This is a genomic window from Robiginitalea sediminis, assembly GCF_002198115.1.
Classification (GTDB): Bacteria; Bacteroidota; Bacteroidia; order Flavobacteriales; family Flavobacteriaceae; genus Robiginitalea; species Robiginitalea sediminis.
On record NZ_NGNR01000003.1, the window covers coordinates 51,825 to 64,105 of the forward strand.

Below are 12,281 nucleotides of genomic sequence, written 5' to 3' on the forward strand. Positions count from 1 at the left end.
AGGCTTACCACTTTCGGGCATAGCCAAAGACCATTTTTTTGAATTCCCGGAAATCGGATCCGAACACCTCCATTTTTCCGGTCAGCCTCCTGTGCGCTTCCCGGAATTCGGCATCGGCTGCCCGGGTTTCCCCTTTCTGAATGCGACTTAGGAAGCGTTCGTGTTCCCGGATTTCATCCCAGAGGTACTCGTACAACATCTGGTGGAGGCGGTCCAGGTTGCCCAGGAGTTCCGTGTATGCTAGTTGCTCTGACACTTCCTTCCTGCGTTGGGTCAGGATATGTTCAAAAAACCGGGTTTCATCTTTCCAGAACGCCACGGTCTCCAGCCATTCCACGCTTTGGCGGTGGAGGTCTTCCAGGCCGGAAGCCAGGAGGTAGTCCGTGCGGGCAATCAGTTTTTTAGTCGCGGTCATGCTCTCGGGGTTTTAAGGTTCGTCCAGCCAGCGCCTGAGGGACAGGTGCAGGATTTCGCGGGTGCGCTCCAGAAGTTTTTCCACCTCGTGTTCGGATTGCATTTTGATGGCGGCAATTTCCGCCGTGCCAAAGCCCTGCTCATGCGCCAGTTCGAATACAGAACGCATTTGGGGGGGCATTCGGAATAGTAGGTTCTCCAAGTGTTCCTGGGCTGCGGCATGGGTGTTTTCCGCTTCTGTGAGGGCCATCAGGTCCTCATGGGCGTCGTCCAGGAAGATGTTGCGAAGCAGGTGGTGGTGATCTTTATAGGAAATGTCGTCCATTTCCCCCATCAGGACCAGGTCCCCATCGCCGTCTGTACTGAAGGATTCATCCAGCTCGGCGAGTTCGGCTTTGGAGTAGTCGTCCAGGTTGTCGTAAAAGACGGCGTCAAAGACCTCTTCCACCTCCATATCCTCCAGGAGTTTTTCGGCCCTTTTGAAGAGCCAGGCGTGGAATTGCCCTGCGGAAGGCACCTCTTCCAGGTGGTCGAAGACATCAATGATCAGTTGGTCGAAGAAATCGTAGGTGTCGTATTTATTGTGCGATATAACCCCTTTAGCCAGGGCCAGGCGAAGGCCCCGCGTAATGTAGCGTTTTACCTCCGGCAGCACCTTGAGCAGGATCTCATTGAAGGTTTTGCGGTCGTCCTTTTCCCGCAGTTCTACCAGGATGGGGTAACATGTGGCCACGAATTGGTTGAATTCGGCCTGGCGTTTGTCGTAGCGTACCGTTGTTTTCATAACACCCTTATTTTGGGATTACCATAGGTAAGGTCTGGAAATCTCCAGGGATATAAAATGATCTTTGTCACTTGCAATCAGCAGGATTCCGCAATCCGGCTGAGGCGGGTGGGGTCCGTAATGATGATTTCCCTCGCCCGGCCCATCCGGATAATGCCTTCGGTCCGCAGTTCGGAGAGGGCGCGGATGGCGGTCTCGGTAGCGGTGCCCACCATGCCAGCCAGGTCTTCCCGGGCAATGTCGATCCCGTCCCTGGTGGGGCGTGCAGCCACCCCGCTCTCTTTCAGCCGCAGCAGGGCCCGGGCCACCCGGTTCTTAACCGGCCAGTAGGCCATTTGGATGAGCTGTTCCTTGAGGGCAATCAGGTCTCCGGAGATCAGGTCCATAAAGCGGTGGGCAACCTCCGGGCGGTGCTCCAGCAAATGAATGAAATCTGCTTTTGGTATTGAGTAGACCTCTGCCGGTTCCATAACCCAGGCAGATTCCAGATAGGTGCCCGAGGGGTTAAGCAGGGAAAGCTGCCCCAAAAACTGCCCGCCTCCGTAAATACCGCTTACCAGTTCTTTCCCGGATTCGGCGGTCTTGTAGCATTTAAGCCGCCCGGATGTTACATAATGCAGGTTGTGGGCGGCATCCCCCTCCCTAAAGAGGTAATCCTGGGCCTGGTAGGTCCGGGCGAAATAATCCCGCTCTATGTGGTCCAGGTCCAGGTAGGCCGAGGCTTCCTGCATAAAGGCCTGAACCCCTTCCACGTCGCGTGTGAATTCCCGCTGCAGGAAGGCGTGTTTTTCCAGCCGGGACCGCACGGCGCTCAGTAAGTCCTCCTCGTCGAAGGGTTTGGTGAGGTAGTCGTCTGCCCCCAGGTTCATCCCCTTGCGCACATCGGCCTTTTCGGTTTTGGCGGTGAGGAATATAAAGGGGATCCGGGCCGTTGCCGGGTCTTTCTGCATGCGCTCCAGGACTTCATACCCGTCCATCCCGGGCATCATAATATCACACAGGACCAGGTCCGGCCGGAATTGGCGGGCCCGGTCCAGGCCGGAGCGTCCGTCCGGGCTGGTTTGGGTGGCATAGCCTGCCAGCTGGAGCAGGTCCGCTGTGTTTTCGCGGACATCTTCGTGGTCTTCAATGATCAGGATGCGTTTCATCGGGTACAGATTTAAATTTCCGCGGCAGGCGGATCCGGAAGGAACTACCCCTGCCGGGGGTACTTTCAAAGGTGATGTCGCCGCACATAAGCTCGGTGTATTTCTTTACGATATGCAGGCCGAGGCCCGTCCCGGGGATGTTCATGGCATTCCTGGCCCTGAAAAACCGGTTGAAGAGCTGGTCCTGTTCCTCCTCGGGGATACCCATCCCCCGGTCGCGGATGGTGAGTCCTACCCCGTGGTCGTCCGTGTCCAGATCTATGTGGATGGGGGCGTTTTCCGGGGAGTATTTGATCGCATTGGAAAGCAGATTGATCAGGATATGGCGGGTGAGTTTCGGGTCGAGGACCACCTGGTGGTCCCCATGTGAAAAATGTTCCACGAAGTACTGGCCTACCTTCAGGCTGGTCTCGAGTTCTTCAAGGACTGAGCGCAGCAGTGCCAGCAGGTCGAAGGATGTGGCCTGGCATGCAATGTCCCCTTCTTCCACCCGGCTGAGCGATAGGAAATCCTCCAGGATAACAACCAGGTTGCGGACGTTGTTCTTGATTTGGTTCACGTAGCGTTCCCGTTTGGACTCCTTCCCCTGGTCATTCTGTTTTTCGATGAGGATTGCGGAGGAAAGGATAGCGCTCAGCGGGGTCCGGAACTCGTGGGAGGCCATGGAAATAAACCTCGATTTCAGGTCGTTGAGTTCTTGTTCTATTCTAAGGGCACGCATGAGCTCCTGCTGTGTTTGTTTCTGTGCGGTGGTATTGCTAAAGACAAGCAAGGCCCATTGAATCTGGTCGTTGAAGGTCAGGGGGGTAGTATTCACGTTATAGGTTTGCCCATGGTGTTCCAACTCAAAACTCATATGCCCCCCGTGGAGGGTAGCGGTTACTTGGCGCTCCAGCAATACAAGCTGGGCTTCCCCGAAACCGGGCAGGGCCGATGGGTTTTGGTCCTGGAAGGCCCACCCGGAGAGCCCCATGGTTTCGAGTTCTTCCCCTTCCAGGTGGACCAGCTGCATGGCCGGGTTAAACACCATAATGACCCCTTTCGGGAAATTCCGGGCCATGGCCGCAAACAGGGCATGACTGGCCATGGCCTTGCGTTCGGCCTCGCGGGTCCACTCTATCTGCTCTTCCAGACTCGTATTGGAACGACGTAGCTGGCTTACGGTATCTTCCAGCCTGCGGGTCCTGTCTGCTACCCGTTCTTCCAGCAGCCGCGCATAGGCCTCTAGTTTGTTGTGGCTTTTTTGCAGGCGTTCCCTGGATTTATAACGCTCAATGGCCACCCGGGCCAATTGCAACACTTCCCGGATATTTTCCCGCTGTTTTTTGTTTGGCTTTCCCTCTGCAGACAGCAATAGGGTAAAGGTGCCCAGGACATCCTGATGGGAAGAGCGGATGGGGAAGGTCCAGAGCGACCGAAAGCCCTCCTGGTGCTGCGGTTTTCCAAAGCTGTTCTGTTGGGTATTGCGATCCGGGATGCGTCGGATGATTTCACAGTTTTTGAGCACCGTATCGCAGATTTCGGGGTAAGGGCACTGGTCCAGGGGGATTTCCGCTGGCAATTTCGGGCCCTTAATGCCATCGCTCCGGGTAGCCAGGGTTTCCAGGAACTTCTTTTGGGTATGCAACAAGTGCATGTGTACGGTACCCCGACCCAGGGGCATCAGTAGCAGGTCGCAAAGTAGCGGGGCAATTTCCCCCAGCGTCTTATCTGCCGTGATTTCCTCCAGGATCCGGTGGATCCGGTCTTTCCGTCTCACCTGGTTTACCCTTTCGGAGACATCCCGGATAACGCCGATGAAATGTGTGGCCTCCCCGGAATTGTCCAGGATGGGGGTCAGGGTGAGCTCGTTCCAGAACAGGCTCCCGTCCTTGCGGTAATTCCGCAAGACCTCACTACAGGGCTGGTTTCGTTCCAGGCTTTTGCGGATCTTGGCGATACCCGGTTGTTTGCGGTCGGAGCCCTGCAGGAACCGGCAATTCCGGCCAAGAACCTCCTCTGCGGCATACCCGGTAATTTCGGTAAAGGCGGAGTTGATATAGCTCACAGGCTGGTCCGGGGCCCGGGCATCCGAAATCACAAACCCGTTTCCGGCGGCTTCCAGGGCCCTGTTGCGCAGGTTCAGTATATTCTGGACTTCCTTGGCATGGGTCACCTCCCGGACAATAGATAAGATTTTGTGGTTGTTCATGGGGACCAGCCGGGCTTCGTAATGGGTGGCCCCGGCGTTCAGGCTGAATTCCAGGTGCCGGGCCCGCCTGTCTTTCCGGATACCCTCAAAGGCTTCCAGGAACTGTCCGGTTAGGGCTTCGGGGAAAAGTTCGCCCATATGTTGTCCCTGGATCTTTTGCCCGGCCTCGAAAAGGCCGCCGCTTACCGGGGGGTAATATCCCAGAAAATTGCCCTGGTAGTCCTGGATGAAGATACTGTCCGGGATAGCCTCCAGAAGGGCATTGAGTTTGGTTTGCTGCGCCTTAAGTCGCAGGTCGGTATCCGAGACGGCCTTTAGGGGTCGTACAAAGACCAACTGGTGTTCCAGGGTTTCCAATAAGGGACTGAAACGCAGGATTACGGGGATATCCCCGTCCTCCTTGGTGTGCAGGATGTGGAGGGCCTCGTTGAGGCCTCCCCGGGATTGTCCGGGCTTTTCCGCTATAAAAGACCAAAGGTCCCGCCCTCTGATTTCGGAAGCCATGAACCCAAAGAGTTCCTCGGCTATCCCGTTCATCTGTACGATGCAGCCCTTGGGGTCCAACAGGACCAACCCATGCCCGGAGAGGTGGTCTACCTCCCTGCTGAACCTGTATTTGGTAAGGGTGCCCATCAGTATATGGCTTTATCCTAATCTATTAAAGGTAGCTTTCCCCTTCGTCGGAAAGTATGACAAGTATCATAAACAACCCCCTTCCGGGCCGGTTAGGGCTTGGAAGGGGGTCGGGCCGGGACTCCTAACATTGAGGGCTTAAGAACAATGGAATCTGATTTACAAGGAGTCCCTCTAGCAGCTTAATTCTAACCCACCTCAATGACTTTGGGTTTTTTCTTTTCAACCTCTGCTTTTTTGAGCAGTTTGAAGCGAAGGATGCCGTCGTTGTAACGGGCTTTGATGGCTTCTTCCTTCACGTTTTCCGGAAGTTCAAAAGCGCGCTCAAAGGCGTTGTAGCGGAATTCCCTGCGGGAGTAGTTTTCTTTTTCCTCCTCCTCGGCGACCTTTTTCTCTGCTGAAATATTCAGGTATCCGTCCTCAATGGTCACGTTGAAATCCTTTTTGTCGAATCCGGGGGCGGCCAGTTCAATTTCGAAGTGGTCCTTAGCCTCCTTGATATTCATTGCGGGCTCAACGGTTTTTCCATTCCAGAAGTCGGTTTCCATCATACCGCCTTTCCACATACGGGAATCGAAAAAGTCGTCCATGTCGAAGAAATCCTGCCGAAGCAGATTTCCAAAAGGTCTTTTAAATTTTACAAGTGTCATAGCGATTGGGTTTTTGTTAGACTTCCAATTCTTTTGTGACCCAATGTACTACGGCACCTCCACCTGCGAAATGACCCAGGTCAGTACAAGGACTTCCCCGGGCGATTGGGTTATTTTTTTTGCACCGCTTCCAAATACCCCTAAAATTTCCGAACTTGCACCGCCCTAACCGGGATATTAGCTCAGTTGGTTTAGAGCGCTGCCTTGACAGGGCAGAGGTCACTGGTTCGAATCCAGTATATCCCACATCAAGCAGAAAACCCGCGCCGCCAGGCGCGGGTTTTCGCATTCCAGGAGAAAGCCAAACCCGTTTGAGCTTTCTCCTGGAATGCGAAAACCAGGATTCGCGCACGCGAATCGGGTTTTCTATTTGCAGGCGTGGCTGATCACTCTGGATCACGCCTCTGGCGTAATCCATCCCAACTAGGCCAGCGCACCACCTGGCTCCTCGCCCCGATAGCTATAGGGGGTCCACCGGACCTTCCACGGTCGTTCGGCCCTATTTGCAGGCGTGGCTGATCACTCTGGATCACGCCGCAGGCGTAATCCATCCCAACGCGGCTTGCCCCGGATCCGGAATTACCCGCTCTTACCCTTGGGCTTGTTGCGGTCCCTGCGGAGGAAGGTGGTAAACGGGCGACACTGTTCCAACAAGCGCCTGCCCAGCACGTCGTCCGGATTCTTGCGGATGCGGAGCATCACAACCATCAGGGAGGGCATATACCGGAGCAGGAACCGCACTTCCGGGAAGGACTGGTGAGTAAGGGTGTAATTGCGTTTGCAAAAGGAACACCGCAGCACCAATAACCGGCGGTCGTGTTCCCATAACTGCAGCCGGCCGGCATCGCAGTGCCTGCAGGCCCCCAGTTTCCGGTCTAGGGAACCCATCAGGTAGTTCAGGATCAGCAGGCGGTGCATGGTAGGGCGGTGCAGCCGGAGCCACTTCCGTGCCCTGTGGCGTTCCAAAAGAGGGTGTATCCGGTAAAAATAAAAGAGGACCATGAACAGGGGTATCCCCGTACTCAGCAGCAATACCGGGCCGATATCGACCCAAAAGGAAAGGGGGCACACGGGGTTAATGGCCAGTGGGGGTGGGGGATTCAACCAAAGGTCCTGATGCGTTCGTTCGGGGGTTTAAATTGGAAAATTCCTCGCGTATCTGCAAGGGATCGGCCTTGCTTTACCCGAAATTTTCCGATTTCTTAAAGCTCAGAGGATATCCAGAATCCGCTCCAGCGCCATGCCCCTGGAGGCCTTGATCAGGATCGTAGCCGGGCCTTTGGGAGGGTTTGCCTTCAGGGCGTCTGCCAGGCCTTTGTACTCCGGGAAACAGGTCGCTTCCAGGCCCGCGGCACTGAAGTGAGCACCCACCAGGTAGAGGGCATCCAGGCCCAGGTCAATGGCCTTCTGCCCGATAAACCTATGTTCGGCCATGGCGTCTTCACCCAGTTCGAACATATCCCCAAGGATGGCTATTTTTTTAGGGGCTTGCAGGGAGGCAAATTGGTCCAGTGCGGCTTCCATACTGCTGGGGTTGGCGTTGTAGGCGTCCAGTACAATCTGCAAATCCCCTTTCTGAACCAGTTGGGAGCGGTTGTTGGAGGGGACGTAGGATTCCAGGGCGGCCCGGATCTCCTCAATAGGTACGCCAAAATACTTGCCCATCAGGGCCGCCACGGCGCAATTGGTGAAATTATAGCCCCCCATGAGCTGGGTATGGATGCGTTCCCCATCCAGTTCGAGGCAGACAAAGGGGTTGGCGCCCAGGTCCCGGATGGTGAAGTAGGCCGGATTGGACGTACTGAAACCCACCTTGCGGGTATAGCCCGACAGCTTCTCCACCTGTATGGGGTCGTCTGCGTTTAAAAAGAGGGTCTTGTCCCGTTCCATCAGGCGTCGGTACATCTCGCTTTTACCCTTGATGACCCCCTGCACCCCCCCGAACCCTTCCAGGTGGGCTTTCCCGAAGTTGGTAATATACCCGAAGTCCGGGAGGGCCAGGCGGCAGAGGAAGTCGATTTCCCCCTGGTGGTTGGCCCCCATCTCCACCACGGCCATTTCGGTTTCGGGCTTCAGGCGGAGCAGGGTTAAGGGCACGCCTATGTGGTTGTTCAGGTTGCCCCGGGTGTTTATCAGGTCGTATTTGCGGCCCAGGACCGCTGCGATGAGTTCCTTGGTCGTGGTTTTCCCGTTGCTGCCGGTCAGGGCTACGATCCGGGTGCCGCAGTATTCCCGGTGGTAGGTGCCAAGCTGCTGCAGGGCTTCCAGGGCATCGGGCACCAGGATAGCCCGCGGGTGGCTTGCGAATTCCTCCTGGTCCACAACGGCCCAGGAAGCGCCTTTTTCCAGGGCATCTTCCGCAAATTCGTTCCCGTTAAACCGCTCTCCTTTTAAGGCGAAGAATAGGCTCCCCTCAGGGATATTCCTGCTGTCTGTGGTTACCTGCCCCCCTTCCAGGAAGCGCTGGTGCAAAACTTCGGTGGTCATGCCTGTAAAGATAAAAAGCCCCGACGAATGTCGGGGCTTTCAGGTCAGGATTTACGTTTCCTTATTTGCGGACTTTTTTGCCGCGAACGGTTTTGTTCTTGAGTTTGGATTTAGACCCCACGCGGGACATGGCGCAGCGGAACCCGAGGTAGTCGGTGGCCATATACTGCGGCAGGTAGCGGCGTTGGGCCGGATCCAGCCAGTAGGCGCGGTCTCTCCAGGACCCTCCTTTAAATACCCGCACCTCGTCGTTGATCAGGCTGGTACGGGAATTGCTTTCGTCGTACTGGCGGATGAGGTTGCCGGCAGAATCGCGCTCCACCTTGTGGGCGGGTGCGTTGTACATTTTCGGGGTCTCTTCCTCTTCGTCGGCAAAGTAGGAGGCAAAGCGTGAGGAACTGGCATCCCCGTCGCGGTACCCGCGGTTGTCGCTCTTGGAGAAGTTGGTCCGCAGGTAGGTCTCTTCCTCGTCTACGGGAACCATCTTGATTTCACCCGGCAGGTTGGTGGCAACCACCTTCCCAGTGGGCAGGGTGTCGTATTTGATGCTGTCGCGAAGTACAACTACCTTCCCGTCTTCGCCAATGGCTTTCTTCATAAAGACGTTTCCGCGGAAGTAGTTGAAGTCGCTGATTTCGTCGTCTACAATGGGGCGGTATACATCGGCCACCCACTCGGCTACGTTCCCGGCCATGTCATACAGACCATGGTCATTGGGCTTGTAGGATTTAACCGGAGCGGTGATATCGGCTCCGTCGTCGGACCACCCGGCAATCCCGCCGTAGTCTCCTTTGCCCTGCTTGAAGTTGGCGAGCTGATCGCCCCGTCCCACGCGCTGGCCATTACGGGTGTAATCGCCTTCCCATGGGTATTTCTTCCGGCCGCGGTAGTTGTTGTACTCCCGGCTTCCCGCCAGGGCCTGTGCGGCGTACTCCCACTCGGTTTCGGTGGGCAGGCGGTACTCCGGCATGATAATCCCGCTGCTACGGGTGGCGAAAACCGGTACGGAGTCCTTCTGGGCCTTCCCAACCAGGGAGTCTATCTGGCCGCCGTATACAGATTCCGGACGGTTCAGGTAGGCTTCGGTACTGAAAGTCCCGCCTATTTCGCCATTCATGGCGCGGTATTTTACTTCGTCGGCCAGGTAACCTTCCCGCTCGAGCATGGCTTCGTTCACGCGGTCGGTACGCCATTCGGCAAACTGCACGGCCTGCACCCAGTTCACGCCCACCACCGGATATTCGGCATAGGCGGGGTGGCGCAGGTAGTTGTTGGTCATGGTCTCGTTAAACCCAAGCCTGTTCCGCCATACCAGGGTGTCCGGGAGGGCACCTACATAGATATTGGTATACTGGGGGTTTTCGGGGGGGTAAACACTTTTGAGGTAGTCCAGGTATTCCAGGTACATCACGTTGGTCACCTCGGTTTCATCCATGTAGAAGGATTGGACGTGCTGGGTGGTGGGGGTGTTGTTCCAGTCGTGCATCACGTCGTCCTGCAATTTCCCCTTGGTGAATGTTCCTCCTTCGACAAAAACCAGGCCGGGGGCGGTTTCCTGCTCCTTGAATTCCGTATTGTACTGGAAACCTCCTTCCTTGGCATTAATCTTCCAGCCAGTGGCCCGGGATACGTTCTTGGAACCTCCCCCGGAGGAGTTCTTGCAGCTCTGAAGGCCAAAAGAACCGGCAACGAGTATTGCCGAGAGAAATGCGCTGATTCGTGTGTGTTTCATCTGTATTTAGGACTTAGGTTCAAAACCGGGGACATCGGGCCCAGGTCGCTCACTTATTTTTATGGCTTTACGGCATATACAACGGGCAATTGCCCATTATATTTTATACAGCGCCTAAAAAATGGACCCCGGTTGGCAGGGCATGTCCAGGCCACTGTTATTTCCAATGATAACGGCTAAAAAACCATAATAGTATGAGGGTTCCCATCCTTTTTGAAGATGCCCGGGGCAATGTCCCTGCAGGTCATTCCGGGTGGCGGGCAAAGGGAAGCGCAGCGGTTGCGGCAGCGGACTGCCCGGCATGTGGTCGAAATTACCGGGTGCCGGCACAAGATTTAACCGAAAAAGACGTTTGCATACAATACATCGGATAAATTTTTGTTATTCTTTGTTTATTATCAATTTTGAAGCACTAAAACGCCCTAGTAGAAATGAAAAAACTATGGATCCTTGTTTTGCTGGCTATAGCCGGTAAGGCTATGGGGCAGCAAGGCGAACGCGTTATTACCACTGCCGTGCCCTTCCTGACCATTGCGTCGGATGCCCGTTCGTCCGCCATGGGGGATATAGGAGTGGCCACCACCACCGACGCCTTTTCCCAGCAATGGAACCCTGCCAAATTTGCCTTTGCCGAGCGCAAGATGGGCATCGGTATCAGTTATACCCCTTACCTGGAGAGTATCATTACTGATATAGCCCTGCTTAACGGTAGCTTTTACAACAAAATAAATGAGCGCAGCGCCTTTGGCGTTTCCCTTCGCTATTTCACGCTGGGGGAGATCGAGCTCCGGAATACTTTCCAGGAAGAAGGACAGTTGGTCAAACCCAACGAACTCGCTATTGACGGGTCCTACGCCCTGAAACTTTCGGACTTTTTCTCGATGGCTGTAGCCGGTCGCTTCATCAGCTCCAACCTGGAGATCCCGCAATTGGGCAATGCCGTGCAATCCGGCAATACCTTTGCCGTGGATGTTGCCGGGTACTACCGCGGACCGGAAAAAGCTTATAACAGCTTCGACGGACGCTGGAGGGCCGGTTTCAATATTTCCAACCTCGGTGGAAAAATCAAATACGACGACGGCGGGCAGGAAAACTTTCTCCCCACCAACCTGGCCCTGGGCGGAGGCTTCGATTTTATCTTCGACGCAGACAACGTCCTGGCCCTGACGGCTGAGGTCAATAAACTTCTGGTGCCAACGCCCCAGGATTTTGACGGCGACGGGGACCTGGACCTGGAAGACAACCAGGAATACCAGAGTATCGGGTTTTTCGAAGGGGTCTTTAAATCCCTGGGCGACGCCCCGGACGGCTTTTCAGAGGAGTTGCAGGAGATGACCTGGGCCCTGGGTGCCGAATACAGCTTCCGCCAGCAATTCATGCTGCGGGGTGGTTACTTTAACGAATCCGAAGAAAAAGGGTTCCGGAAATTCTTCAGCCTTGGGGCGGGGTTCCGGTATAACAATATCCAGATAGACCTTTCCTATCTGTTCTCTACGGCACAGGTGCGAAACCCCCTGGAGAACACCCTTCGCTTCTCCCTTAGCTTCAATCTGGGTGAGGAGTTCTATAACGACTAATCCCTTTTTTGTTTCAAAATACAGACCCGCCTCATGGCGGGTTTTTTTGTGGCTTCCGCCGGGTAAGTCGTATCTTTTGCCTATGGAACGCAAACACATTGGTTTCGAAATGCTGATCTACCCGGACCGGCAGGCCCTTACCGAAGCGGACCGGGAGCTGTTGGCACAGGCCGAACAGGCGGCCCGATCCGCCTACGCACCCTACAGCCGCTTCCGGGTGGGGGCTGCCGTACGCATGGATAATGGGGAGGTGGTCCTTGGCAGTAACCAGGAGAACGCCTCTTTCCCCTCGGGCCTGTGTGCGGAGCGGGTAGCCGTTTTCCAGGCCGGAGCCCGTTACCCGGGGGTAGCCATCCGCTGTATTGCCATCCACGTAAACCCGGAAGGTGCCCAGGACGACGAGCCCGCCGCCCCCTGTGGCAATTGCCGCCAGTCCATCCACGAGTACGAGTTCCGACAGCAATCCCCTATCCGCTATCTTCTGCAGGCCTCCGGGGGCCGGGTATTTGAATGCCCTTCCACAGCTGCCCTGCTACCCCTGGGGTTTGGCCCCAATGCCCTCCTGTAACCCCGCTGCACAGGGCTCATTTCATTCCAGAAAGGTATTTTTTCGTGAATGATTTAATATGTATTTTTGCCCTTCACCATGGGGGCGGATTCGAAGT

At 55.5% G+C, this 12,281-nt stretch carries 10 protein-coding genes and 1 tRNA gene; 3 read left to right on the plus strand and 8 right to left on the minus strand.

Annotated elements, in window-relative coordinates; translation table 11 throughout:
- Positions 1-4: 4 nt before the first annotated feature.
- From CA832_RS09990 to CA832_RS10010, 5 genes are all read right to left on the minus strand, one after another.
- On the minus strand, positions 5-415 hold the full coding sequence (locus tag CA832_RS09990) for a hypothetical protein (protein WP_088341483.1): 411 nt from the start codon (positions 413-415) through the stop codon (positions 5-7).
- A 12-nt stretch (positions 416-427) separates the two neighbouring features.
- A complete protein-coding gene (locus CA832_RS09995) occupies positions 428-1,198 on the minus strand; it encodes a sigma-70 RNA polymerase sigma factor region 4 domain-containing protein (RefSeq protein WP_088341484.1) in 771 nt (256 codons plus the stop codon).
- A gap of 77 nt (positions 1,199-1,275) precedes the next feature.
- On the minus strand, positions 1,276-2,346 hold the full coding sequence (locus tag CA832_RS10000) for a response regulator (RefSeq protein ID WP_088341485.1): 1,071 nt from the start codon (positions 2,344-2,346) through the stop codon (positions 1,276-1,278).
- Positions 2,324-5,170, minus strand: a complete 2,847-nt coding sequence (locus tag CA832_RS10005) for a PAS domain S-box protein (protein ID WP_088341486.1) — start codon at positions 5,168-5,170, stop codon at positions 2,324-2,326. Before CA832_RS10005 ends, CA832_RS10000 begins: the two co-directional genes overlap by 23 nt.
- 188 nt (positions 5,171-5,358) lie before the next feature.
- Positions 5,359-5,820: an Hsp20/alpha crystallin family protein gene (locus CA832_RS10010; protein ID WP_088341487.1), complete on the minus strand. Its 462-nt coding sequence runs from the start codon at positions 5,818-5,820 to the stop codon at positions 5,359-5,361.
- Between the two features lie 171 nt (positions 5,821-5,991).
- On the opposite strand from CA832_RS10010, the gene CA832_RS10015 reads away from it, so the two are divergent.
- Positions 5,992-6,066 (plus strand) — tRNA-Val (locus tag CA832_RS10015).
- A gap of 333 nt (positions 6,067-6,399) precedes the next feature.
- Here the strand turns inward: CA832_RS10015 and CA832_RS10020 are convergent.
- From CA832_RS10020 to gldJ, 3 genes are all read right to left on the minus strand, one after another.
- Positions 6,400-6,924, minus strand: a complete 525-nt coding sequence (locus CA832_RS10020) for a hypothetical protein (protein ID WP_143542369.1) — start codon at positions 6,922-6,924, stop codon at positions 6,400-6,402.
- A 105-nt stretch (positions 6,925-7,029) separates the two neighbouring features.
- Positions 7,030-8,307, minus strand: a complete 1,278-nt coding sequence (locus CA832_RS10025; RefSeq protein ID WP_088341489.1) for a UDP-N-acetylmuramoyl-tripeptide--D-alanyl-D-alanine ligase — start codon at positions 8,305-8,307, stop codon at positions 7,030-7,032.
- Between the two features lie 61 nt (positions 8,308-8,368).
- A complete protein-coding gene (gene gldJ, locus CA832_RS10030; RefSeq protein WP_088341490.1) occupies positions 8,369-10,039 on the minus strand; it encodes a gliding motility lipoprotein GldJ in 1,671 nt (556 codons plus the stop codon).
- A gap of 431 nt (positions 10,040-10,470) precedes the next feature.
- On the opposite strand from gldJ, the gene porV reads away from it, so the two are divergent.
- Together porV and CA832_RS10040 are read left to right on the plus strand one after the other, a co-directional pair.
- A complete protein-coding gene (porV, locus tag CA832_RS10035) occupies positions 10,471-11,616 on the plus strand; it encodes a type IX secretion system outer membrane channel protein PorV (protein WP_088341491.1) in 1,146 nt (381 codons plus the stop codon).
- An 82-nt stretch (positions 11,617-11,698) separates the two neighbouring features.
- Positions 11,699-12,184, plus strand: coding sequence for a cytidine deaminase (locus CA832_RS10040; protein WP_088341492.1), 486 nt, complete (start codon positions 11,699-11,701; stop codon positions 12,182-12,184).
- The last annotated feature ends 97 nt before the right edge of the window (positions 12,185-12,281 follow it).